Annotated in this window: 21 protein-coding genes and 1 pseudogene; 12 read left to right on the top strand and 10 right to left on the bottom strand. The window is 70.5% G+C overall.

Features of this window, described 5'->3' with window-relative positions:
* The first annotated feature begins 1 nt into the window (after position 1).
* Genes P0Y60_03615 through P0Y60_03605 form a run of 3 tightly spaced genes read left to right on the top strand, consistent with a single transcriptional unit; the run spans position 2 to position 3224 of the window.
* The gene (locus tag P0Y60_03615) at positions 2–1252 is read left to right on the top strand and encodes an acyl-CoA dehydrogenase (protein WEK61852.1); all 1251 of its coding nucleotides are present in this window, start codon (positions 2–4) and stop codon (positions 1250–1252) included.
* Positions 1249–2517: an LLM class flavin-dependent oxidoreductase gene (locus P0Y60_03610; GenBank protein WEK61851.1), complete on the top strand. Its 1269-nt coding sequence runs from the start codon at positions 1249–1251 to the stop codon at positions 2515–2517. The genes P0Y60_03615 and P0Y60_03610 overlap by 4 nt, the downstream gene beginning before the upstream one ends.
* Positions 2514–3224, top strand: a complete 711-nt coding sequence (locus tag P0Y60_03605; protein ID WEK61850.1) for a hypothetical protein — start codon at positions 2514–2516, stop codon at positions 3222–3224. The genes P0Y60_03610 and P0Y60_03605 overlap by 4 nt, the downstream gene beginning before the upstream one ends.
* A gap of 114 nt (positions 3225–3338) precedes the next feature.
* Here the strand turns inward: P0Y60_03605 and P0Y60_03600 are convergent, their stop codons facing one another.
* On the bottom strand, positions 3339–4592 hold the full coding sequence (locus tag P0Y60_03600) for an NtaA/DmoA family FMN-dependent monooxygenase (GenBank protein ID WEK61849.1): 1254 nt from the start codon (positions 4590–4592) through the stop codon (positions 3339–3341).
* Positions 4589–6628 (bottom strand): hypothetical protein, encoded by a 2040-nt coding sequence (locus P0Y60_03595; protein WEK61848.1) that lies wholly within the window; start codon positions 6626–6628, stop codon positions 4589–4591. Before P0Y60_03595 ends, P0Y60_03600 begins: the two co-directional genes overlap by 4 nt.
* A gap of 107 nt (positions 6629–6735) precedes the next feature.
* On the opposite strand from P0Y60_03595, the gene P0Y60_03590 reads away from it, so the two are divergent.
* A complete protein-coding gene (locus P0Y60_03590; GenBank protein WEK61847.1) occupies positions 6736–7200 on the top strand; it encodes a hypothetical protein in 465 nt (154 codons plus the stop codon).
* A 121-nt stretch (positions 7201–7321) separates the two neighbouring features.
* On the opposite strand, the gene P0Y60_03585 is transcribed toward P0Y60_03590, so the two are convergent.
* Positions 7322–8533 carry an acyl-CoA dehydrogenase family protein gene (locus P0Y60_03585; GenBank protein ID WEK61846.1) on the bottom strand — a complete coding sequence of 404 codons (1212 nt, stop codon included), beginning with the start codon at positions 8531–8533 and terminating at the stop codon, positions 7322–7324.
* A complete protein-coding gene (locus P0Y60_03580) occupies positions 8530–9930 on the bottom strand; it encodes a PLP-dependent transferase (protein ID WEK61845.1) in 1401 nt (466 codons plus the stop codon). The genes P0Y60_03585 and P0Y60_03580 overlap by 4 nt, the downstream gene beginning before the upstream one ends.
* Before the next feature lie 99 nt (positions 9931–10029).
* Between P0Y60_03580 and P0Y60_03575 the strand changes: the two genes are divergently transcribed.
* The 7 genes from P0Y60_03575 to P0Y60_03545 all read left to right on the top strand — a co-directional run bounded on the left by P0Y60_03575 (position 10030) and on the right by P0Y60_03545 (position 18047).
* Entirely contained in the window at positions 10030–10863 is an 834-nt protein-coding gene (locus P0Y60_03575) for a hypothetical protein (protein WEK61844.1), read from the top strand.
* Entirely contained in the window at positions 10860–12119 is a 1260-nt protein-coding gene (locus P0Y60_03570) for an adenosylhomocysteinase (protein ID WEK61843.1), read from the top strand. The genes P0Y60_03575 and P0Y60_03570 overlap by 4 nt, the downstream gene beginning before the upstream one ends.
* 72 nt (positions 12120–12191) lie before the next feature.
* Positions 12192–13505 carry an amidohydrolase family protein gene (locus tag P0Y60_03565; protein WEK61842.1) on the top strand — a complete coding sequence of 438 codons (1314 nt, stop codon included), beginning with the start codon at positions 12192–12194 and terminating at the stop codon, positions 13503–13505.
* Positions 13502–14869, top strand: coding sequence for an NtaA/DmoA family FMN-dependent monooxygenase (locus P0Y60_03560; protein WEK61841.1), 1368 nt, complete (start codon positions 13502–13504; stop codon positions 14867–14869). Before P0Y60_03565 ends, P0Y60_03560 begins: the two co-directional genes overlap by 4 nt.
* A gap of 156 nt (positions 14870–15025) precedes the next feature.
* Positions 15026–16276 (top strand): extracellular solute-binding protein, encoded by a 1251-nt coding sequence (locus P0Y60_03555; GenBank protein ID WEK61840.1) that lies wholly within the window; start codon positions 15026–15028, stop codon positions 16274–16276.
* Positions 16276–17223, top strand: a complete 948-nt coding sequence (locus P0Y60_03550) for a sugar ABC transporter permease (GenBank protein ID WEK61839.1) — start codon at positions 16276–16278, stop codon at positions 17221–17223. Before P0Y60_03555 ends, P0Y60_03550 begins: the two co-directional genes overlap by 1 nt.
* Positions 17220–18047 (top strand): carbohydrate ABC transporter permease, encoded by an 828-nt coding sequence (locus tag P0Y60_03545; GenBank protein ID WEK61838.1) that lies wholly within the window; start codon positions 17220–17222, stop codon positions 18045–18047. Before P0Y60_03550 ends, P0Y60_03545 begins: the two co-directional genes overlap by 4 nt.
* A 154-nt stretch (positions 18048–18201) precedes the next feature.
* Here the strand turns inward: P0Y60_03545 and P0Y60_03540 are convergent, their stop codons facing one another.
* The 4 genes from P0Y60_03540 to P0Y60_03525 form a co-directional block, all read right to left on the bottom strand.
* Positions 18202–19155: an alpha-L-glutamate ligase gene (locus P0Y60_03540; protein WEK61837.1), complete on the bottom strand. Its 954-nt coding sequence runs from the start codon at positions 19153–19155 to the stop codon at positions 18202–18204.
* A gap of 138 nt (positions 19156–19293) precedes the next feature.
* The gene (locus P0Y60_03535) at positions 19294–19923 is read right to left on the bottom strand and encodes a superoxide dismutase (GenBank protein WEK61836.1); all 630 of its coding nucleotides are present in this window, start codon (positions 19921–19923) and stop codon (positions 19294–19296) included.
* A 40-nt stretch (positions 19924–19963) separates the two neighbouring features.
* On the bottom strand, positions 19964–20485 hold the full coding sequence (locus tag P0Y60_03530; protein WEK61835.1) for a flavin reductase family protein: 522 nt from the start codon (positions 20483–20485) through the stop codon (positions 19964–19966).
* Complete coding sequence (locus P0Y60_03525; GenBank protein WEK61834.1) at positions 20482–20808, bottom strand: ferredoxin family protein; 327 nt, start codon at positions 20806–20808, stop codon at positions 20482–20484. The genes P0Y60_03530 and P0Y60_03525 overlap by 4 nt, the downstream gene beginning before the upstream one ends.
* 83 nt (positions 20809–20891) lie before the next feature.
* On the opposite strand from P0Y60_03525, the gene soxR reads away from it, so the two are divergent.
* A complete protein-coding gene (soxR, locus tag P0Y60_03520; protein WEK61833.1) occupies positions 20892–21368 on the top strand; it encodes a redox-sensitive transcriptional activator SoxR in 477 nt (158 codons plus the stop codon).
* A 30-nt stretch (positions 21369–21398) separates the two neighbouring features.
* Here soxR and P0Y60_03515 read toward each other — a convergent pair whose 3' ends face one another.
* Together P0Y60_03515 and P0Y60_03510 are read right to left on the bottom strand one after the other, a co-directional pair.
* On the bottom strand, positions 21399–23645 hold the full coding sequence (locus tag P0Y60_03515; GenBank protein WEK61832.1) for a glycoside hydrolase family 3 N-terminal domain-containing protein: 2247 nt from the start codon (positions 23643–23645) through the stop codon (positions 21399–21401).
* Positions 23645–24740 (bottom strand): annotated as a pseudogene (locus P0Y60_03510) (ABC transporter permease). Before P0Y60_03510 ends, P0Y60_03515 begins: the two are co-directional and overlap by 1 nt.
* Between the last annotated feature and the right edge of the window lies 1 nt (position 24741).

The following is a 24741-nucleotide window of genomic DNA, read 5'->3' as shown; positions in this document are numbered from 1 at the left end:
GATGCCGGAGGATCTGCTCGCGTTCACCTCGGTCGCCGATGTGGGCGTCGACCCGGCATCCGCTCCGGGCATCGACGAGGTCATCGCCCGGATCGCCGCCTCGGCCGCAGCGCGCGACCATGACGGCGACGTCGAACGAGGCCTGCGCGCCGAGGTCCGTGAGCTCGCGGCGCTCGGGCTGACCGCCGCACGGCTGCCGATCGCGGCCGGCGGCTCCGGGCTGAGCTACGCGCAGCTCGTCGACCTGCAGATCCTCCTGGCCCGCGCCGACTCGAACGTCACACAGAGTCTGCGCACGCACTTCACGACCAGCGACCGCGCCGCCCGCGCGATCGCCCGCGGCGATGACGATGCCGCAGCGGCCGAGATCGCCGCCGGACGCATCTTCGCCGGGGCGACGACCGAGGGCGCGGGCGCGATCGGCACGGTCGGCACGTCGCTGCGCACGGATGCCGACGGCATCCTGCGCGTGAACGGGCGCAAGGCCTACGCGACCGGCACCGGCTACGCCGACTGGATCTCGGTGCTCGTCTCCGACGAAGACGGCCGTCATCTGGTCGCCCGGGTGCGGGCGGATGCCGAGGGCGTCGTGCTGCACGACGACTGGGACGGCGTCGGTCAGCGGCTGACGACCTCCGGCACGGTGGAGTTCACCGACGTCGAGGTGGATGCCGCACACGTGCGCGTCGGCGAAGGATCGAGCGCCGACCGTCTGGGCAATCTCGACGCGGTGCTGCAGCTCACGCACCTCGCGACCCTCGCCGGCATCGCGCTGCGCACCCGCGACGACGCGATCGCCTGGTTGCGCTCACGCACCCGCACCTTCAGCCACGCCTCAGCGGCGGTGCCTGCGGAGGATCCTCAGCTGCAGGAGCGCATCGGCACGCTGGATGCTCTCGCGCAGACCGTCGTCGCGACCGTTCGGGCGGCCGCCGAGGTCCTCGGCTACGACCTCGACCGCCCCCTCGCCGAGCAGACCGGCGACGGACACCTCGCGGTCACCCGCGCGCAGGTCGCCGTGCCGAGCCTCGTGCTGCAGGCCGCGCAGAGCGTGTTCGACCTGGGTGGCGGCTCGCTCGTCGACGGGCGCCTCGCCCTCGACCGGCACTGGCGCAACGCCCGCACGCTCAGCAATCACAACCCGGTGCATCTCAAGGCGCGGGCTCTGGGTGAGCGCGCCCTGCTCGGCAGCGAGCTGCCGGAGATCTGGTACGTGGGAGTCGGCCACACCGGCACGAAGGTCGCCGGATGAGCCGTCCGCTCGTGCTCGGTGCGAACGTCTACGACTACGGGACGGATGCCGGAGCCTGGCGCGCGCCCGGCGAGGATCCGCTCCGAGTGCTCGGAGCCGACTTCTGGCGTGACGCGGCGCGCACGGCGGAGGACGCCGGGATGCACGCGATCTTCCTCGCCGACTCCCCCGGTCTCGCCTCGAACCCCGCGATCCGCCCGAACCGGCTCGTCGAACCGCTCTCGGCCTTGGCCACGGTCGCGGCCGAGACCGAACACCTCGGCATCATCTCGACCGTGTCGACCAGCACGAACGACCCCGTCGAGCTCGCCAGGCGCCTGCTCTCGGTCGGCGCGTTCAGCGGCGCGCGCTTCGGATGGAACGTCGTCACCGGCGTCACCGGCACCGCGATGACTGACTTCGGCTACACCGGCGACCCCGGCCGCGAGGAGCGGTACGCCCGCGCCGAGGAGTTCGTCGACGCCTACCTCCGCTTCCTCACCGCGGTCCGCGACGACACCGATTACGTGCACGACGGACCGCTCTTCGGAGAGCGCATCTCCCGGGCCGAGCTCGGAGTCGACCCGGCGATCCGCGCACTGCTGCCCGACGTCGCACCCCTGATCGTGCAGGCCGGAGGATCGCCGCGCGGACGCCAGCTCGCGGCCGCCAGCGCTGAGGCCGTGTTCGCCGCCGAGACCGTGCGCGAGACGGCCGCCGCGAACGCCACCGACCTGCGACGCCGGGCCGCGGAGCTCGGGCGCCCCGCGCCGCTCGTGCTGCCCGGCATCCATCTGGTCGTCGGCTCGACCGAGGAGGAGGCCGAGCGCCGCTTCCGGGTGATTCACGAGCGCAGCCCCGAGGGATACGTATTGAAGAGGTTCACGGCGATGTTCGGCATCGACGACGCGCGCCTCGATCTGGACGCCCCGGCCGAGGAGGAGATCGCCCGGCTGTCGGGTGATCCGTCTGCGGCGCCGGTCGGCTTCCGGCAGGCGATCGCGTCGTACGGAGCCGCCGGCAACCTGACGGTGCGCGAACTGCTGCGCTACTTCGCCGGCTTCGGACACCAGTTGTTCGTCGGCACGCCCGAGAAACTCGTCGACATCATGACCGACTGGGTGGCTGCCGGCGCCGCTGACGGCTTCAACCTGCTGTTCGACACGAATCCGTGGGGGCTGCGCGAGTTCGCCGAGCACGTGACGCCGGTGCTGCGCGCCCGCGGGCTGCTGGTCGAGCACGCGGATCAGCCGTTCACGGCCTGGATGAGAGGGGCGCGCCGATGACCCGCGTGCTGCGCGTCGATGACGCGACTCTGGCCGCGTTCGCGGTGCGCACAGGCGCCGGGCGGGCGTCACGTGTCGCACTGGGTGAGGAGTTGGATGCCGCGGCCGACGTGCTGATGCTCGGCGACGTCGGCGGCGTGTCGCCCGACCGCTTCTCGCCCGACCGGACGGCGGCGGCGGGGGCACTCCTCGCGATCACGCGCCGCGTCGTCGTGGTGCCGATCATCGCGGCGCGGCAGCATCCGGTGAATCTGGCCCGCGTCGCTGCCACACTCTCGAACCTGCACGGCCGTCGGGTGGGACTCGCCGGGTACTCCGCCGAGGAGCTGTCGCTGATCTCGCGACTGTGGGAGAGCTGGCCGCTCGACTCGATCGTGGGCGATGCGGACGCCGGCGTGTACGTGGACGACAGTCGCATCCTGCGCGTCGTCGACCCGGAGCATCCGACGATCGGCGGGCCGTTGACCCTGCCCGTCGATGTGCACGACAAGCCGGTGACGGTGCTGCTGTCGTCGGGCGGGGTGACTGCGGGCGTGGATGTCGCGCTCGACCCGGCATCCGTGCCGGTGTGGAGTGCGGACGTCGGCTCCGTCGATGCGGCTGCTGTTCCGCTCACCGCACGCGCCGCGTTCGGACTCGGCCCCTCGGCGTCATTTGCGACCGGTTCCCCGGCGTTCTCGGGCTCCGGCCGCCTCGACCAGGTCTGAGGCTGTACGCCTCCGGAGGGGAACTCGGCCACGGGCGGAACATTCTCCACGAGAGCTCCTCCCCACGCTGAGTTCTCCGCCCAACGGGGCGGGGCCAGCTGGGCACGCCTCCGCCTACGGGCGGCGGAAGCGCTCCAGGATGCCGCTGTCGCGGTATTCGCGGCGGAAGATGCCGCGGCGCTGCAGTTCGGGCACGACCTGATCCACGAAGTCGGTGAGGCCGGACGGGAACAGGTCGAGCATGATGTTGAAGCCGTCTGCGGAACCGCTGCGGAACCAGTCCTCCATGGTGTCGGCGATCTGCTCCGGCGTGCCCGCGAGGAACCGCTGGCCGTAGCCTCCGAAGTCGCGCAGCAGCCGACGAATCGTCGGACGGTCGGCACGGATGCGCTCCACCAGCACCCGGCGGTATGCGGTCGACCATCCGGCATCCTGCGCCTCGGCGTCGATCAGCAGCTGTTCGGGCACGGGCGCATCCAGGTCGAGGCCCGAGAAATCAGCGCCGAGCGCCTTCGACAGCTCGTTGAGGCTGTAGGTCGCGGGGGCGAGGTGCTCCCAGTGGTCGAAGCGATCCCAGGCCTCCTGCTCGGTGCTGCCGATCACGACAGCGAGCCCGGGGAACACCCGCACATCCTCGGCCGCACGGCCCGCCTCGACCGCGTAGCCACGGATCTTCTGGCGGTGCTCGGTCGCGGATGCCGGGTCGTGGTCGACCGAGTACACGCCGTCGGCGACGAGTCCGGCCAGACGCCAGCCGGGCTCCGACCCTCCGGCCTGCACGATGGCGGGGCGATCGGCGACGAGGCGCTCCATCTCGAGCCCGGCGCGCACCGAGAACGAACCATCATGCTCCACGATCGCGTCGGTGCCCGCGGTCTCCCACAGGTTCTTCACGACCGTGACGAACTCCTCGGCGCGGGCGTAGCGCACCTCGCGCGCGGGCAGCTCCGAGATGCCGAAGTTGCGCACGGCTTCCGGATCCCAGCTGGTGACGGCGTTCCAGGCGAAGCGTCCGCCGGTCGCGGTGTGCAGGGCCCAGAGCCGCCGGGCGAGCTCGACGGGCTCGTTGAGCGTGGTCGACGCCGTCGCGACGAAACCGAGGTGATCGGTGACCGCGGCCATCGCCGGCACCAGCACACCCGGATCGAGGTACTGCACCGGGCGGCTGCGCGGGTCGGTGATCGCGGGACGGTCGGCGAGGAAGATCGCATCGACCAGGCCGCGCTCGGCGATGCGGGCGACCTCCTGCCAGTGCGCGAGGTCGACGATCGCGTCAGGACGGATCTCCGGGTCGCGCCAGGCCGCAGGGCGCTGTCCGACCCCGAGCACGTTGATGTTGACCGTGAGCAGTCGATCGTCGGTGGTCATGATGCCTCCGTCTCTCCGCCGCGCGCGAAGCGGGCCGAGGCTCCTGGCAGTTCGTACAGTGCCGGCGCGGGGAGCCGCAGCCGGTCGCGCAGGGTCTGGGGTGTGGCGGCATCCGCCTGCGGCAGGCCACCGGCGAGCCGGAGCAGGGCGTCGACCTCGGAGACCTGCTGTGCGTGCGCGAGGGCGTGGCCCGCGGCATCCGCGTACGGAAGAACCCAGGCGTCGTCACGGACCAGAAGGTCGACGTAGCGGTGCACGTCGCCGAAGCGACGCGACGACACGAAGACCGGCAGATGCTGCGGACTGCTCGGTACGTTCAGCGGACCCGCAGTGGGGTACGCGCCGTCGGCACCGATGCGGCGGATCGACTCGGTCTGGGCGAAGTGGGCGGCGTCGGCATCCGCGGCGATGCTCTCCTGCGGCCAGCTGCGCAGAAGCTGCTGGACCACGCGGATGCGGTCGCGGTGGTTTTCGTCTTCCGTGGAGCCGTCCTCTGATGCATCGTCGAGCACCCAGGCGGTGCGTCCGTTCGACAGCTGCTCCAGCGAGGCGATGCGGCGGGCGAGGTTGTACGGATGCCCGGTGTCGGCGAGGTCGCTCGTGCCGATCGCGAACCAGGCGGTAGGCAGCCGGTGCAGCAGGGTCGCGATGGCCACGGCCGCGTCGAAACGAGCGCCGGGGCGCTCGTCGAGCTGGAACAGTACGGGCTCGCGGTCGCGGAACGCCGCGCTCACCCGGTCGAGTTCGGCGCGGTCGGCGGTCAGTCGCGCGGTCAGTGCGGCGTCGAGGCGCACGACCGTCAGCGGGCGGATGCCCTCGGCGATCGCCTGCGCGACGGCGACCTCGCGCTCGTCCGGCTCGGCGATGCGGTCGATCGCGTAGATCTCGCGGTCGGCGATCGCGCGCAGGCGGTGCAGCACGGGGTTGTGCGTCGACAGCGTCTGAGCGTTGCGCCAGAACCGGTCGAGCCGCAGCGCACTGCGCAGCTCCTGCGTCTCGGCGACGTCGTCGAGCTGGGCGGGCAGCGCCATCAGCCGGTCGGCGGCCTCGATGACCTGCTCGACGATCACGGCCTGCGCCTGGAAGACCGCGTTCACGGCGTCATCCGCGAGCTCTTCGGCATCCGCGGATCCGGCGATGATCGCCTGATGCGCGATCTCGGTGAGGCGTCCGATCTCGCCGAGGGATGCGCGGGCCGAGGCGACGAGCGCGCTGATGCGGCCATACCCCTCGAGCACGAGGATCGGGGAACCGCCGTGCGCACGGTCGATCAGCGAGACGAGTTCTTCGGCCGCCGCACGGGTGGCCTCGCCGATGCCGACCAGTACGCCGAGCAGCATCAGCTGCTGCCAGCCCGCCGTGCCGAGGTGCTGGGTGTCGAACGGGGCGATGTCGTCGGAGTCGACCGGCGCATTGTCGAGCACAGTCGTACCGCTGGCGGTGGCGCGCTGGCCGAAGCCGGTCCAGTCGTCGAGCAGAGTCACACCCGGTGCGTCGGTACGCAGGGCGGCGATCACGAGCTCGCCGTCATCGTCGACCGCGCTGTACTCCAGCCAGTCGGCGTAGCGGCTGCCGGTCGAGTAGAACTTGCGACCGGTGAGAGTCGGCGATCCGCTCTCGGTGGACAGGCGGGTGGTGAAGACGTTCGGTCCGGAGCCGTCGGCCTCGGTCCATCCGCCGCCGATGATCGCTCCCGCAGCGACGCGGGAGATCCACCGGTCGCGGAGCGCGCCGGCGGGTGACTTCACGTGGCGCTCGGTCGCGAGCACGTGCGTACGCCAGCTCTGCGCGAGGTTCGAGTCGGCGGCGGCGATCGCGACGAAGGCGTCGAGCAGATCGAGCACGTCGCCGCCGAGGCCCCCCTCGGCGACCGGCACACGGATGCGCCCGAAACCGGCGGCGGCGAGACGGGTGAAATAGCTCTTCGGGAGTTCCGGCACATCGGCGATGCTCGCCTGGCGGATCTGGTCGAGCAGGTCAGGGATGCCGGGGGTTCTCCGCGCCCAATCGAGGGAGCCGAACGGACGGGAGGTCATGATCTCAGCGTAGCCAGGGGTGCCGGGGCCGAGCGTCCACGTTAACGCGCATGACGTCGCCGGTCGACGCGGTTCGATACAGTCGGAGCTTCGCCCCGAGGAGACCCATGCCCGCCGACACCGCTTCCGTCACGCCCTTCCGCTCCCGCGCCGCCGCGCTCGGTGCGCCGTGGAACGAGGGCGCGGGCGCCCGGGCTCTCGGGCTCGTCCTGGATCACGCCGAGCTGATCGCCGAGGTCACGGCGACGGGCGCCGCGCAGACCGCAGCCCGCACGCGTCGCCAGCAGCACGGCAACACCGAGCGCGCGGCCGATGACCCGCAGTTCCTTCGGGTACTCGCCGACTCTGCCGCACGGTCGGCCGTCGCCTCGGCTGCAGCGGACTCGCTCGTGCAGCGCGCGGAAGCCGGTACGGCATCCGTCGCCGACGCGGAACTGATCGCCGCGGGCCTCGCACCCCTGTCGCGCGACGCCGTGCGGGCGCTCTTCGAGACGCTGGGAGCCTCGGCCACCCTCACCGAGCACGGGCTGCACCTGTTCTGGACCCGCCTGCACGAGCTCGACGCCCGCTGAGCGCCCGGCCCGTCCGTTCACAACTCCTCAAAATCGGCCCCGGGATCGCCGGATCTCCGGCGTGTCCGGCTCCGCGCCCACGTTCTTGAGGAGTTGTGAACCGCGCACGGACCAGGCGGGCTCAGGTGTACAGCGAGAGGGGCTGCCGTTCGCCGAGCAGGAAGTCCGCTCCGACCTCGAGCTTCTTGTAGTCGACCGGGTCGTGCAGCGAGTGCGTGCGCACGTTGCGCCAATGCGCGTCAAGGGCGTGCTTCGCGGCGGCGGAGCTCGACCCCGTCGCCTCGAACACCCGGTTGGCGACGTCGACCGCGGTGTCGCTCGAGACGACCTTGAGCTGCGCGACGCGGATGGCGATGTCGCCGCGGGCCTGCTCGTCGACCTCTGCCCCGCGGGCGACGACCGCGTCGTACTCCTCGTTCACGCGGTCGGCCAGAGCCTCGACCGCGGCGACCTGCGCCACGAGCTCGCCATAGAGCCGCTGCACGAAGGGATCCTCGCGGTAGCGCTCGACGCCGCTCAGGAACCAGGCGTTCGGGCGGGCATTGGTCAGTTCGCGGGCCTGGGCGAGCGCGCCCTCGGCGATGCCCAGGTACAGATTGCCGAACATCAGTTGCACGGCCGGGGTGAGCAGCGCCTGGAACCACTCGTCGGTTCCGTAGCCGAGCAGGTGCTCGGGCCCGATCGGCGCATCCGTGAAGCGCACCGAGTTGCTCGCCGACAGCCGCTGTCCGAGGAAGTCCCAGTCGTCCTGCACCTCGACGCCCGGGTGTCCGGCCGGGAGCACGAGGAAGGCGAATCGCCCCTCATCCGGACCGGAATCGACCACGGCGTTGACCAGGATCACGTCTCCGACCGAGGAACCGGTCGAGAATCGCTTCACCCCGGCGAGCACGAAGCCGTCTCCGTCGGGCGTGAGGCTGAGCGTCGGATCGACCGGGTTGACCGAGTCACCCCAGAGCCAGGTGTTCCGGATGCTGCGCCGATACCAGTCGTCGCGATCGGCGGCATCCGCGACCAGCGCGATCGTGGCGGAGTTCGCGTAGTGATAGCCGAGCAGCTGCGCGATACCGGCATCCACCCGGGCGATCACGCGCACCGCCAGGAACGCCGACGACCAGTGTGCGCCTCCACCGCCGAGCTCGACCGGATCGAGCAGGGTCGTGAGCCCCGAGCGCTGCAACAACGCAGACTCTGCGCGGGGCACGTCGCCGCGCTTCTCCCGCTCGCGCACGTCGACCGCCAGCTCGTCGGCCACACGCTGCGCGACCTCACGCCAGTGCGCGTTCTCGTCGCGGGTGGCGACCCCGGTCCACTGGCTGCGTGCGGCGCTCATCGGTTCTCCTCGGATTCGGCGGCGCCCTGCGCATCGGCGGAAAGGTCGAGGTGCGCGGCGACCGCGGCGAGCGCGCTGTCGAGGTCGGCGATCAGATCGGCGGCGGTCTCGATGCCGACCGAGAGCCGCACGAGCCCGTCGTCGATGCCGAGCTGAGCGCGCAGCTCGGGGGTGAACGACAGGTGGGTGGTGGTGGCGGGATGCAGCGCCATCGAGCGCACGTCGCCGATGTTGGTCATGCGGCTGAACACGCGCAGGCTGTCGATGAAGATCTCGGCCCCGGCCCGCCCTCCGCGCACGGTGACGGCGAAGACCGACCCGGAGCGACCGCCGAGGGTTCTCTGGGCGACCTCGTGCTGCGGATGCCCGGGGAGACCGGCGTAGTCGACGTACTCCACGGCGGGGTGCTGGGCCAGGAACTCCGCGATCGCGCGGGAGTTCTCGACGTGCCGCTCCATGCGCAGCGACAGCGTCTCGATGCCCTGCTGCAGCAGGAAGCCGTGCAGCGGAGACAGGGCCGGGCCGAGGTCGTTCACGATGCCGCCGCGCACGAACTGCTCATAGGCGCGGCGGCCCCAGGCCTCGAGCGCCGAGGGCGCACCGGGCGCGGGCGGCTCGGTGATGCCGGCGTAGTCGCGCGGGCTGCCCGCCCAGTCGAATGTGCCGCCGTCGACGATGATGCCCGAGATCGCAGCTCCATGCCCCGAGAGGAACTTCGTGCCGGAGTGCACGACGATGTGGGCGCCCTGCTCGATCGGGCGCACGAGGTAGGGGGTGCCGATCGTGTTGTCGACGATCAGCGGGATGCCGTGGCGTGCGGCGACGCGGGCGACGGCGGCGATATCGACCACGTCGTTCTTGGGGTTGGGGATCGTCTCGGTGAAGATCGCCTTGGTGTCGGGGCCGATCGCGGCCTCCCACTCGGCCTCGTCGGTCGGATCCCACACGTAGTCGACGCCGACGCCGAACCGGGCGAAGGAGCGCCCGAAGAGGATGCGGGTACCGCTGTAGATGCTCGCGGTCGACACGAACCGGTCGCCCTGCCCCACGATCGCGAGGATCGCCGCGGTGATCGCGGCCTGCCCGGACGAGACGACGATCGCGCCGACGCCGCCCTCGAGCGCGGCGATGCGCCGTTCGGCCACCCCGTTCGTGGGGTTCAGGTTGCGCGAGTAGATCTGACCGTCATCCGCACCGCTGAATCGGCGCGTGCTCTCTTCGAACGAGTCGAAGCGGAAGGCCGCACTCAGGTAGATCGGGGCGATGCGCGACCCGTACTCGGGCTCGTCGAACTCGCCGGCGTGCACCTGTCGGGTGTCGAAGCCGAAATCGGTCCAGTCGTAGACGGGTTCGCGGACCTCGTGCGCGACGGATTCGGGAGGGATGCCGTGGCTCATTGTCTTGACGGTAGACACTGCGCGGCCCTCGCGCGCGCCCGCTCGTCATGAGACGTCACAGACGCGCCCGCGCGGCGGCGAGCGCGTAGCGTCACCCCCGTGACACCAGCCCTCTCGCGCGGCGTCGACCCGGACCCCGCGATGCCTCTCGGCCTGCGCCTCGCGTCGGCCGCGGCATCCGCCCACCCCTCGGTCGGGGTGCTCGACGGGCGCGAGTCGACGTCGGTGCTCTGGCGGTTCCCCGCCCTGCCGATTGCTCTGAGCGAGTCCGTGGCGGCGGACTGGAACGTGACGATCACCGCCGACCGTGACGCCGTCGATCCGCGCACCCTCCCCGGCTTCGCGGCCCTCCACGCCCATGCCCGGTCGGAACAGGTCATCCGCGCTCTGGCTCGACAGACCAACCTCGTGCTCCCCGCCGCATCCGCCCTCGTGATCGGCGCCGACACGCTCGCCGACACGCTCGCTGGCACGCTCGGCCGCGGCGGCACCCGGGTGACACGAGTGATCGGCGACCCCGTCGTGCGACTCCGCGCCCAGCTCGACGGCGTCGACGCCCTCGAATCCGCCGGCCCGAACTCGGCCGACTCCGACACCGCACTGCCCGCGACAGATCTCGTGATCGCGACCGGCGAGGGCCACCCGGCCATCGATCCCGCCGCGCTGTCGGGTGTCGTGATCGACGCCTCCTCCGACCGCACCGCCCTGCTGGCCGCCGAGGGCGACCCCGTGCGTCGTGGCGTGCAGCGGATCGCCGAGCGCACCTGGATCGTCGAGTCGCCCGACCCGTTCCTCTCGACCGCCTCGGCGCACCCCACCCGGATCGCCGATCTGCTGATCGCCCTGTCGATCCTCCGTGCCGGTACTGCAGGCGCAGCCGACGACGCGGCCCGCACCGCCGACACCCGCCTCGCCCGATTGGTGCTCGCATGACCGGGCACATCGCCGACCCCACACTGTGGCGCGAGGGCACCGAACGCATCGCCTGGGCGCGCACCTTCATGCCCGCCACCACGGCGCTCGCGGCCGAGCTCACCGCATCCGGTCGCGTGCGCGGCGTGCGCATCGCCGTCTCCGATGTGCTCGAACCGAAGACCGCGACGGTCGCCCTGCTGCTCGCCGAGGCCGGTGCCGATGTCGCGGTGTCGTGCGTCGGTCGCGACACCGATGATGCGGTGGCGGCGGCGCTCGTGCATGCGGGCATCCCCACCTACGCCCAACGCAGCGCCGACGCGGCGCAGGATCGCGAGAACGCCCTGGCGCTGCTCGATCATCACCCCGAGGTGATCGTCGACGACGGGGCGTCGACCATCCGTCTCGCCCACACCGACCGCCCCGGCATCCTGCCCGCGATGGCCGGTGCCACCGAGCAGACGACGAGTGGCGTGCGCCCGCTGCGCACCATGGAGCGGCTCGGCGAGCTGCGCATTCCGATCGTCGCCGCCAACGATGCCCGCACCAAGTCGCTGTTCGACAACGCGCACGGCACCGGTCAGTCGGTGGTGCTCGCGGTCGCCGATCTGCTCGATGACTCCTGGGCGGGACTCGATGTGGTGGTCGCCGGCTTCGGACGCGTGGGCAGCGGAGTCGCCCGGCATGCCGCCGCCCTGGGAGCCAGGGTGACCGTGTCAGAGGTCGATCCGGTGGCCGCGCTGCAGGCGGCCTTCGCGGGCTATCGGGTGCAGCCGCTGGCGGATGCCGTGCCCCACGCGCAGGTGCTCATCTCGACGACCGGCATCGCGCACACCGTCACCGCCGCACACCTGCACCGGTTGCCCGACGGCGCCGCAGTCGCGGTCGGCGGTGGGGTCCATCAGGAGATCTCCTTGCAGCAGGCCCGGCACGAGGGAGCCGTCGAGGTCTCACGCGACGGCGCCGTGTCGGTGCTGCGGATGCCGAGTGGACGCCACGTGCGCGTACTCGACGACGGGCACTGCATCAACGTGAGCGCGGCCGAGGGAAATCCGATCCAGGTCATGGACCTGTCGTTCGGCGTGCAGTTGGCCGCGGTCGACCACCTCCTCTCACAGCGCGGCATCCTCACCCCCGGCGTGCACCTGCTGCCGATCGCCGCCGACGATCGGGTCGCCGCGCTGGCGTTGGCGGCCTTCGGCGGTGGCCTCGACGTCGTGTCTCCGGCGCAGCGCGAGTACCTCGCCTCGTGGCGACCGCACGACCCGGCGCCCTGAACGCCGCCCCCCGAACCGATCCGCCACCGAATCCGAATCCCGCCGAATCCCGCCTTGAACAGACCGGACCTCATGAGCAGCATGACCCTCCACCGCGCCCCCGTGGTGTTCCCCGTCGGCTCCACTCCGATCGTCGACGGCGCCGTCGCGGTGCGCGACGGTCGCATCGTGGCCGTCGGCACCCACGACTCCCTGACCTCCGAGCTGGGGGATGCCGTCGGCGAACGCCGCGAGTGGCAGGGTGCGCTGACTCCGGGACTCGTGAACGCGCACACCCACCTGCAGTACACCGACATGGCCGAGGTCGGCCGCGGGTCCTACCCGAGCTTCGAGACCTGGGCGCTGGCGTTCGAGAAGGGCTACCGCACCGAGCACGACTGGGCGGCCTCGGCGGCAGAGGGCGTGCGGCTGTCGATCGAGTCCGGCACCACTGCGGTCGCCGAGATCGTCACCGACCCCGCGGCGGGCGGCGCCGTGCACGACGCCGGCCTGCACGGCGTCGTGTTCTGGGAGGTGTTCGGCTGGAAGCGCGCCGCCTGGGAGCGCGACGGCGCCGACCGTGTGCTCGCCGAGCTCGGCGCATTGCCCGCGCCTCCCGCGACCGGACTCTCGCCGCACGCGATCTACTCGCTCGACACCGATGTGTTCCGCTCGCTCCAGCAGCTCGCCGAACAGCACGGCGTGCGGCTGCACATCCACGCGGCCGAATCGGCGTCGGAAGACGAGTTCGCGCGCTTCGGCACGGGTGCGCTGGCCGACCGGTGGCGCGGACTCGGGCACTCCGACATGCAGCTGCTGTCGGGCGGCGGGTCGGGCCGCGGTGTGGTGGACTACCTCGACACGGTCGGCGTGCTCACCCCGCACTCGCACCTCGCACACGGCATCTACGTCGACGCCGACGACCGCGCCCTGCTGCGCGAACGCGGGGTCTCGGTCGCGCTGTGTCCACGCTCGAACGCCGTGATCGGACTCGACGCTCCCCCCATCGCCGACTATCTGCGCGAGGGCAACCCGATCGGCGTGGGTACCGACTCGCTGTCGTCGTCGCCGTCGCTGAACGTGCTCGACGACGTCGCCGAGCTGCACCGCCTCGCGCGGGCCCAGAGGTACACCGGCGAAGACCTGCACACCCGGCTGCTGCACGCCGCGACGGCGGGTGGCGCCCGCGCCCTCGGCCTCGACGGCGGCACCGCGCCCAGCGGCACCCTCGCCGTCGGCGCCCGGGCCGATCTCGCGGTGTTCGCCGTGACGGCATCCTCTGCCCGCGATGCGCTCGCCGAACTGATCGAGAGCACCCCACAGGCGACGGCGACCATCGTCGACGGCACGACCCTCTGGACCGCGGCATCCGCGATCGCCGCCCCCGCGAATGGAGTACGCGCATGACCGAACGACGCCCCCTGATGTACGGCCTGTACGAGCAGGCCTGCGTGGGCAACGGCTCCGGAGCCGTGAGCCTGTGGACGCATCCGGCCGACGAGAGGCTCGGCGCGACCTCGCTGCGCTACTGGCTCGACCTCGGCCGCCGCGCGGAGGATGCCGGTTTCGACCTGTTCTTCTTCGGCGACGTGCTCGGCCTCTATGACACCTATCGCGGGGGCGCGGCGACCGCACTGGAGTGGGGCGTCGAGCTGCCGGCCCATGACCCGCTGCTGCACATCCCCGCTCTGGCCGCCGTGACCGAGCGCATCGCGTTCGGCGCCACCGTGTCGACGACCTACGAGCACCCCTTCGCACATGCCCGCCGCTTCAGCACGCTCGACCACCTCACCGACGGACGCATCGCGTGGAACATCGTGACCTCGTACCTGCCCGGTGCCGCGGCGAACTTCGGACTCGACGTGATGGCGCACGACAGCCGCTACGACCGCGCCGACGAGTTCCTCGAAGTGGTCTACGACCTGTGGGAGCGCAGCTGGGAGGACGACGCCTTCGTCGGCAGCAAGGAGCGGCCGCTGTTCGCAGATCCGTCGAAGGTGCATCGGATCGACCACGAGGGCGCGCACTTCCGCGTGGCAGGGCCGCACCTCAGCGCGCCGTCGCCGCAGCGCACGCCGTACCTGATCCAGGCCGGCTGGTCGCCCCGCGGGCGGGAGTTCGCCGCACGCCATGCCGAACTGATCTTCGTGGGCGACTCCGATCCGCAGGCGATCAAGGCCGGCCTCGCCGGCATCCGTGCCCGTGCCGCCGAACTCGGTCGCGACCCCGAGCAGATCCGCGCGGTGGTGGGCATGAACCCCGTGCTCGCCCGCACCAGGGTCGAGGTGCAGGAGAACCTCGACGGCTACCAGTCGCACTACAACGCCGACGCCCAGCTCGCGGCCTACGCGGGCTGGAGCGGCGTCGACTTCAGCAGGTACGCCGACGACGAGCCGATCGCGAAACAGTCGACCACGCACACGCAGACGAAGGAGACGCGGACGGATGCTCCGCCGCTCACCGCGGGAGACGTGCGGCAGCGGTTCGCCTCGGTCACGGCGTTCGCCGACGACCGGTTCATCGGCACGCCCGACGAGGTCGCCGCGAACATCGAGGAGTTCGTCGACGAGTCGGGGGTCGACGGCTTCCTGCTGCACCAGTTCCTCTCGCCGGGCACCCTCGACGACTTCACCGAGCTGCTCGCGCCCCGCCTGCGCGAACGCGGGCTGTTCGGCGGATTCCCGAACTCCGGCACGCTGCGCTCGCGCCTGCGCACCGACGGCTCGGATCGCCTGCTGCGCGACCACCCGGGCGGTGCGCGACGACGCTGAGCCGCCCGGCGTGACGATCTGCGTCGGATCATTTCGTCATGTGTCCGAGTTCGTGACCGCACGCCCCCCTCTCCACGAGACTCGTGCCACGGCATCCGCCGCCTTCTCCCGACGATCGGTCACAGCCCGATCGAGCTAAGGACCCCGTACCCCCTCATGAGCACCCTCCGCACGCGCGCGTCCCGCGTCGCGCTCTCGGCCTCCGCCGGGCTCGCGACCGTCGTCCTCCTCGCCGGATGTTCCGGCACCGCCACCCCCGCCAGCACCGCCGACGGCGACGACACCGACTTCTCGGGCGTCGAGCTGACGGTCTGGAACAACATCGACTTCGATCCGTACCAGACGCTGCAGAAGGAGTACTTCGAGCAGTGCGCCGCCGACCTCGACATCACGGTCGACGTGCAGACCCTGTCGGGTGACTACACCACGAGCCTGCTGCAGGCCGCGAGCTCGAAGTCGCTCCCCGACATCGCGCTGCTGAACACCGACACGCAGCTGCCGCAGCTCGCCGCCCAGGGCGTGCTCGCCGACCTCGGTGAGCTCGGACTCAAGACCGACGGCCTCGCCGACTCGGTCGCCGACCTCGGCACCTACGACGAGAAGCTCTACGGCCTTCCCGTGCAGGTCGAGGACTACTCGATCTTCTACAACAAGGCGCTCTTCGAGGAGGCCGGCATCACCGAGCTGCCGACCACGTTCGACGAGCTCATCGCCGCGGCGAAGGCCGCGACCACCGCCGACCACTACGGCATCGCACTGCCCGGCATCGCCGGCGACGGCTCGACCTCGTCGTACTTCCTGCCCTTCCTGCTGAGCGCCGGCGGCGACCCCGCCGAGGTGACCAGCGATGGCGCCGTGGCCGCGATCGACCTCTACAAGACCCTCGTCGACGACGGCAGCCTGTCGAAGGAGTTCGTGAACTGGGGCTGGGACGGCATCGACCAGTGGAAGTCCGGCAAGGCGGCCATCACGGTCTCCGGCCCCTGGAACCTCGTCGACACGAGCCTCGGCTTCGAGTACGGCACGTTCTCGATCCCGGCCGGCACCAGCGCCGACAAGAGCAGCGTCGGACTCCTCGGTTACGCCTACGGCGTCGCCGTGCAGGCCGATGAGAAGCGCGAGAAGGCCGCAGCCGCACTGGTCGAGTGCCGTGCCGCCGAGGAGAACCAGATCGACACCGCGGTGAAGGGCGGCTACGTGCCCGCTTTGACCTCGGCGCAGGCCGCGTTCGTCGAGCAGGTCCCCGCCGCCGAGGCGTTCGTCACCCCGGTCGAGAACGCCTTCAACCCGGCGTCGCTGGGCACCGAGTGGAACGCCCTGCAGCAGAAGTACGTCGACGCGTTGCAGAACGCGACCGTCAACGGCGTGAGCGCCGAGGAAGCATTGAGCAAGGCCGACCAGGGCTGATGACCTCAGTCGCGACGGCGCCGAAGCGGCCGGGGACTTCCGTCTCCGGCCGCTTCGGCCTGACTCTGGTGCGGCGCAGGAACCTCGAGCTGTGGGCATTCCTCGTGCCCGCGATCGTGTTCTTCGCCATCTTCTTCCTCTTCCCGCTCGGCTACGGCGTGTTCATGAGCACGACCGACTTCACGACCGGCACGTTCATCACCGGCGACGCCCCGTTCGTGGGCTTCCAGAACTTCCTCGAGATCTTCCGCGCCGACGCGACCGGCATCGCCATCGTGAACACGCTCACCATCACCGTCGTCGCCGTGAGCGCCGAACTCGTGATCGGCATGGCCCTCGCGCTGCTGTTCACCCGGCGGTTTCCCGGCAGCCGCTGGCTTCCTGCCCTCATCCTCATCCCGTGGCTGCTGCCCGCCGTGGTCGTGGCGACTATCTGGAAGTCGCTGCTCGCCGGCGACGGCGCCATCAACGACGTGCTCCGCACGCTCGGACTCCCCACGAACGCCTGGCTGGCCGACCCGACCACGGCCCTCGCCTGCGTCATCATCGTCGCCGTCTGGGCGAGCCTGCCCTACTGGTCCACCATCCTCGCCGCGGCCCTCAAGCAGGTGCCGGCCGAGCATCTGGAGGCCGCCGCGCTCGACGGTGCCGGCGCGGGCAAGCGACTGCTGCACATCATCATCCCGAGCATCTGGCCCGTGATCTCGGTGCTGGTCGTCATGAGCGTGGTGTTCAACCTGCTCATCGTCGACCTCGTGCTCGCGCTCACACAGGGCGGACCGGCGAACAGCACCATGACGCTCGGCGTGCTGTCGTACCGCTCGGCCTTCCAGCTGTTCGAGTTCGGCCACGCCGGCGCCTACGGCATGCTGCTGCTCGTCATCAGCCTGGGCTTCGCGATCGTCTATACCTGGCTGTCGGCGCGGCGGGAGCGTGCGGAGCGATGAGGCCGCAGATCTCCCGACGAGGGCGCGGATGGTTCTGGACCGTCCTCACGGTCGCCATCCTCATCGTGTACCTGTTCCCGGTGTACTGGATGGTCTCGGCATCCCTCCAGCCGGGTGCGAACTCGACCGACACCGAGTGGTTCCCCAGCGCCCCGGCGCTCGAGGGCTACGTCACCGCGTTCGAGGACGGCGGGCTCGAAGGGCTCCGCGTCAGCCTGATCACCGCACTCGGATCGGTGCTGCTCACGTTGATCGTCGCGGTGCCCGGCGCCTACGCGCTGAGCCGACTGCGGTCACGATCGGTGAGCCTCGGGCTCGTGCTGCTGCTGCTCGCGCAGATGATCCCGAGCATCGTGCTGGCGAACTCCTTCTACGCGATGTTCAACACCTGGGGCGTGCTCAACAGTTACCTCGGGCTGATCCTGGCGAACTCGACCGCCGGCATCCCGTTCGCGATCATCCTGCTGCGCTCGTTCATGCTGCGCTTCGACACCGAGGTGATCGAGGCGGCGACGCTCGACGGGCTGGGGCCACTCGGCACGCTGTGGCGCATCGTGGTGCCGCTCTCGCGCAACGCCATCATCACGGCCGGGGTGTTCACGTTCCTGTTCTCGTGGGGCGACCTGCTGTTCGGCCTCACGCTCGTGACGAAGACCGACATGTATCCGGTCACGGTGTTCATCTACGCGCTCGCGAACTCGAACCTCAACACCTGGGCCGCGACCATGGCCGCGTCGCTCATCGCCAGCCTGCCCGCGCTCATGCTGGTGCTCGCGGCACAGCGGTACGTCAAGGAGGGCGTGATCACCGGCAGCGGCAAGTAGGTGCCGGCCGCTGGCTGTTCATAGCTCCGGACTGTTCATAACTCCGGAGAAAAGCCCCCGAATCCGCGGATTCGGGGCTTTTCGGGCCATTGAGGCGAGTTTTTTGAGGAGTTATGAACGCGACGCGGCCGGCAGAACCCCGGGCCGCCGGGACTCAGGCCGGAACGGGCTCCGCGTCGCGCACCAGCAACCCGCCGAGGTACTGCGCGATCGTGCGCGGGCCCGAGGCAGGTGATGTCGCCTCGACGTCGGGGTTGTAGTTCGTGTTGGTGTTCACGTCGTAAGTGACGAGGCGTCCGTCGACGGTCTCGATGAACTCGATGCCGGCGACCGTGATCCCGGCGTCCCGCAGGAAGGCCAGGTACTGCTGCACGAGCGGGTGCTCCGCCGTGATCTCCTCGCGGATGCGGAACAGCGGCTCCGGCTCCACCCCGTCAGCCCCGGGAAGCGCGCAGGCCTCGGCCGGGCACAGCTCGAAGCTGCCGGCGCTGGTGTCGACGCGCACCGCGTAGACGAACTCCCCTCCGGCGAACTCGACCCGCGTGACGAAGGGAGCGGCCGCGAAGAGGTTCTCCTGCAGCAGCGTGATGCCGTCGGGCGAGGGCTCGAACTCCGGCCCGTCGACCCAGGCGTCGAACTCGTCGTGGCTGTCGTGGCGGCGCACGCCCAGGCCCTTGCCGCCCTGGTTGTGCTTGCTGATGAATGGGGCCGAGAACTCCCGCGCGCGCTCCTTCAAGGCCGCGGTGCCGAACACGGCGACCGTCTGCGGCACGACGATGCCCGCGCGCTGCAGCGCCGCATGCTGCGCGGCCTTGCTCACCTCGAGCTCGAGCACGCCACTGCCGTTGACGACCGTTCGACCCGATGCCTCGAGCCAGCGCAGCACCGCACGGCCGTACTCCTTCGAGTCGCCGTGGTCGCGCGTGTGCGCCGAGGCGCTGAGCCGCGACCAGAACACTCCGGCGGGCGGCTCCGCCGACAGGTCGATCGACCCGTCGGTCAGCAGCCACTCCTGCGCCGGCACGCCTTCGGCCTCGAAGGCCGCGGCGAACGGCGGGAACCATTCGGCGTTCTCGTGGATCACGTACACGCGGGGCTCAGCAGTCATACCGCCACGCTAGGTCACCCCGGAGGCACCGGGGCCGGACGGCGTGATGCGGCGTAACGCGCTGACACATCAGCACGCATCAGCGCACGAAAGGTCCCCGGGAACGCATCCCCGGGGCCCTCCCTCAGCGATCGCGGATCAGTGGCCGACGATGAGGCCCTGCGTGGCCGTGCGGGCCGCGGCGAACCGACGCTGCACGTCGGCCCAGTTCACGATGTTCCAGAACGCCTTGACGTAGTCGGCGCGCACGTTGAGGTAGTCGAGGTAGTAGGCGTGCTCCCACACGTCGAGCTGCAGCAGCGGCGTGACGCCGAGCGGGGCGTTGCCCTGCTGGTCGAACAGCTGGAAGATCACCGGGCGCTCGCCCAGGCTGTCCCAGGCGAGCACGGCCCAACCGGAGCCCTGCACGCCGAGTGCCGTGGCGGTGAAGTGCGCGCGGAACGCGTCGATCGAACCGAACTCGTCCGCCAGTGCGGCTTCCAACTCGCCCTCGGGGTTCCCGCCGCCCTCCGGCGACAGGTTCTGCCAGAACACGGAGTGGTTGATGTGTCCGCCGAGGTTGAACGCGAGGTCCTTCTCGAGCTTGTTGACGGGGGCCAGGTTGCCCGACTCGCGCGCGGCGGCGAGCTGCTCGAGCGCGGTGTTCGCACCCGTGACGTAGGCCTGGTGGTGCTTGGAGTGGTGCAGCTCCATGATCTTGCCGGAGATGTGCGGCTCCAGCGCCGAGAAGTCGTAGGGGAGCTCGGGGAGCGTGTAGGGAATGGACATGCGTGTTCCTTTCAGGGGGCGGATTCGGTGAGAGATGACGTCAGATGGCGTAGTCGGAGGACAGCGCGTGGAAGCGGCGATCGAAGTACACGACCGGACGCCCCTGTGGACCCGCGATGACCTCGAGCACCTCGGCGATCACGACGGTCGAGGTGCCGACCGGAACGGTCTGCAACGCGCGGCAGCGCAGAGCGGCGCGGGCGGTGTCGAGGTGCGGCTCGCCGGTCGGCAGCGTGCTCCAGCCCTGTTCGGGGGTGAATCGATCCGCCCCGCTGACGGCGAAGTTCTGGGCCAGTGCGGAGTGCTCGTCGTCGATCAGGTGCACGACGAACGAGCCGGCCGAGAGGATCGCCCCGGCCGAACCGGTCGCCCGGGTGACCGAGAACACGATCGCCGCCGGGTCGACCGCGACGGATGCGACGCTCGACGCGGTCAGTCCGACCGGCCCCTCGGGCGTGGATGCGGTGATGATCGCGACGCCGGCGGGGTGGGTCCGGAACGCGGCCTTGAGCCCTTCGCCGACTTCCGACGGGGTGGGCACGAACGGGGGCGGCGTGCTCATTCCGCTCCTTCCTGCGGCGGGAGCGCCGCGATGAACGGGTGGTCGTGGGCGATCATGCCGATCTTGGCGGCGCCGCCGGGCGAGCCGATGTCCTCGAAGAACTCGACATTCGCCTTGTAGTAGTCCTGCCACTCGTCGGGCAGGTCGTCTTCGTAGAAGATGGCCTCGACGGGGCACACGGGTTCGCAGGCTCCGCAGTCGACGCATTCGTCCGGGTGGATGTACAGCGAGCGCTCGCCCTCGTAGATGCAGTCGACCGGACACTCATCGATGCAGGCGCGATCCTTCACGTCGACACAGGGCAGAGCGATCACATAGGTCATCAGGCGGCTTTCCTCGGGATACCTCCACCGTAGAACCTCAAGTACGCTTGAGGTCAAATCGGAGGAAACCGAGAGGAAACACGATGTCCGCGGAGAACGAGCTCGATCACCCCGCGCACACCGCCGACGAGTCCTTGACGATCGGCGAGATGACGCGGCGCACCGGGGTCGCGGCATCCGCTCTGCACTTCTACGAGAAGCTCGGCCTGATCGCCTCCACCCGCACCGCGGGAAACCAGCGCCGATACCCGCGGCACATGCTGCGACGGGTCTCGCTCGTCACGGTCGCCAAGCGCTTGGGCATCCCGCTGTCGGATGTGCAGAGCGCGTTCGCCGACGTGCCGTTGACCGAGACCCCCACGCACGCCGACTGGCAGCGCGCCTCACGTCGATGGAAACGCGAGCTCGAGAAGCGCCGCGAGGGGATCGAGCGTCTGGAGCGCGAACTGACCGGATGCATCGGCTGCGGGTGCCTGTCGATGAAGGCGTGCGGCCTGCTCAACCCCGACGACGCCCTCGGCACGCAGGGCGCCGGCCCGCAGCGCCTCCGCGACGAGTAGCCCGCTCGCGGACCCACCCCGGGCCGGCGGTCAGCGCACCTCGAACCTGGCGGAGAGCAGCACGTCCTCGCGCGACGACGGGCCGACGAGCAGCTCGAACGCCCCGGATTCCACGATGCGCAGGCCTGCGGCATCCACGATCGTGCAGTCCGCGACCGGCAGCTCCACCCGCACCTCGACCGACTCCCCCGCAGCCACGTCGACCTGCCGGTAGCCCTTGAGCTCGCGGTCGGTCCAGCTCACGCTCGTCACCGAGTCGCGCACGTAGATCTGCACCGTCTCGCGCACCGGCCGCGTGCCGGTGTTCGTCACCGTGATGCGCCCCGTGATCGTGTCGGATGCCGTGAGCACTGCCTCGTCGAGCACCAGGTCGGAGTACTCCACCGTCGAATACGACAGCCCCTCACCGAAGCCCCACGCGGGCGCCTGCGTGAGATCGGCGTAGCGGTCGCCGTGCTGTCCGCGGATCTGGTTGTAGTACGTCGGCTGCTGACCGACGTGCCGCGCGAACGAGATGGGCAGGCGGCCCGAGGGCTCGACGGCGCCCGAGATGATCTCGGCCAGAGCGCGCCCACCCTGCATTCCGGGGCTCGCGGCCCAGATCACGGCCGACGCCTGCGCGACGGATGCCGGCAGCACGAGCGGCTTCGAGGCGAGCAGCACCACGATCACGGGCTTCCCGGTCGCGATCAGCGCGTCGAGCAGGGCGATCTGTCCGCCGATGAGCTCGAGCGTCGCGGTCGAGCGCCCCTCGCCGACCAGTTCGATCCGGTCGCCGACCACGGCGACGACCACATCGGATGCGGATGCCGCGGCCACGGCGTCCGCGATCAGGGCCTCATCCGGCGCGCACGGCTTCACGACCGACGGACGCGGTTGGCCGTCGGGGAACAGCGCCCCCTGCGGGTCGTCCTCGAGCGTGAGGATGTCGGCGCCGCGGGCGTGCGTGACCGTCCACCCGTCGATGGCCTGCAGCCCGTCGAGCACGGTCGTGATCATCTCGCGCGGCTGCCCGTCGAGCCACCCGGCCTGACCGGACCCGCCGGCCCAGTCGCCGAGTTGCGTCTGCGCGTCGTCGGCGAGCGGACCGACGACCGCCACGCGCACGGGCGCTGCGGCGTCGAGCGGCAGCACGCCGTCGTTCTCGAGCAGCACGAGCGAGCGCCGGGCGATCTCGAGGTTCAGTTCTGCGTGCGGCGCGCTGCCGACCACGGCGTCGAGCTCGGTGCCCGGCAGACGCGGGTTCTCGAACAGCCCCAGCTCGAACTTCAGCGTCAGGATGCGTGCGGCCGCGGCGTCGAAGGCGTCTTCCGCGAGCAGCCCCTGCACGACGGCCTCCAGCGCGCCCTCGAAGAAGAGCGGCGTGGTCATGATCATGTCGTTGCCGGCCTTCACGGCCGCGGCGGCGGCGTGCGCGTAGTCGGGCTGCACCTTCTGCTCCCACACCATGCGTCCGACGTTGTCCCAGTCGGTGATGAGGGTGCCGGTGTAGCCCCACTCGCCGCGCAGCACGTCGCTGAGCAGCCAGTCGTTCGTGGTGATCGGCACGCCGTCGGTGGTCTGGTAGCCGAGCATGAACGTGCGGCATCCCTCGCGCGCCACGCGCTCGAACGGCGGCAGGAACCAGGAGCGCAGCTTGCGCCGCGAGATGTCGGCCTCGCTGGCATCGCGGCCGCCCTGCGTCTCGGAGTACCCGGCGAAGTGCTTGGCGGTCGCCAGGATCGCGGTCGGGTCGTCGAGCCCCTCGCCCTGATATCCGCGCACCATGGCCGAGGCCATCTCGCCGATCAGGAACGGGTCTTCGCCGAACGTCTCGTCGATGCGTCCCCAGCGCAGGTCGCGCGCGATGCAGAGCACGGGTGAGAACGTCCAGTGGATGCCGGTCACCGCGACCTCTTCGGCGGTCGCCCGCGCGACGCGCTCGACCAACTCGGCATCCCACGAGGCGGCCATGCCGAGCTGCGTCGGATAGATCGTCGCGCCGGGCCAGAACGAGTGCCCGTGGATGCAGTCCTCGCCCACCAGCAGCGGGATGCGCAGCCGGGTCTGGGCGGTCAGCTCGTTGGCACGCAGGATGCGCTCCGGCGAGGTGTGCAGGATCGACCCGGCGTGGCGACGGGCGATGTGATCATCGAGGTCGTCGCGCGCGTCGAGCTGCAGCATCTGCCCGATCTTCTCCTCCACCGTCATGCGGTCGAGGAGGTCGGCCACGCGCTCGGGGATCGACAGGGCGGTGTTCAGGTACGGCAGGGCCGTGGTGAGGGTCTGAGAGGTCATCACTTCGTGTTCTGTGTCGTCGAGTGCGGTGTCGGGTTCTTCGAGTCGTCGGGAAGGGGAACGCTGCGCACCGCGGTGACCGCGTCGTTCACGTTCAGCCCCTTCTTCTTCATGGCTCTGGCGCGCTCTCCGGCCGAGCGCAGACGCGGGTTGACGTACTCGTCGATGCCGAAGTTGATCAGCGAGAGTGCGACGCCGATGATCGCGATGCAGAGCCCCGCGGGCACGTACCACCACCACAGGCGCGGGAAGGCGCCGTTCTGCTGCGCCCAGAAGAGGATCGTTCCCCAGTTGAGGTTGCTCACCGGGATCACCCCGATGAACGCCAGCGTGGTGAGGCCGAGGATGGCCGCGGTCACGGTGCCGACGAAGCTCGAGGCGATGAGCGCCATCAGGTTCGGCAGCATCTCGACCGTGATGATGCGGCGCAGCGGCTCGCCGTTGGCGCGAGCGGCCTGGATGAAGTCGCGGTTGCGCAGCGACATGGTCTGCGCGCGCAGCACGCGCGCGCCCCACGCCCATCCGGTCAGATCCGAGCACGGCGGCGATCACGATCAGCGGCGGGTTCTCGAACTGCGAGGCGATGATGATGATGAGCGGGATGCCGGGGATAACGAGGAACACGTTGGTCAGCGCCGACAGCGACTCGCTCTTCCAGCCGCGCACGTATCCGGCGATCACACCGATCGTGATCGCGATGACCGTGGCGATCGCCGCCGAGAGGAAGCCGACGACGATCACGCCCCGGGTGCCGAAGATGATCTGGCTCAGCACGTCCTCGCCCATGTGGGTGGTGCCGAGCCAGTGCTCGAACGAGGGCGGCTGACGCAGCGCCGTGCGGTCCTTCTGGGTGGCGCCGTAGGGGGCGATCCAGTCGGCGAGGATCGCGACGAGCACGAAGATGCCGAGGATGATGAGCCCGGCGATCGACTTGCGGTTGCGGAACATCGCGAACGCGTGGGCGAGCTGCGTCCAGAACGTCTTGCGCTCGGGGGCGCCCGATGCCGGGGTACGCAGCGTCGCGGTCTCGGGCATGCCCGATGCGACGGGCGAACCGTCGGGCGCGGCGGCGGACGTGGTCGTGGGAACGGTCATC

This window comes from Candidatus Microbacterium colombiense, from assembly GCA_029203165.1.
Taxonomy (GTDB): Bacteria; Actinomycetota; Actinomycetes; order Actinomycetales; family Microbacteriaceae; genus Microbacterium; species Microbacterium colombiense.
This window is presented reverse-complemented; position numbering and strand designations above follow the sequence as displayed.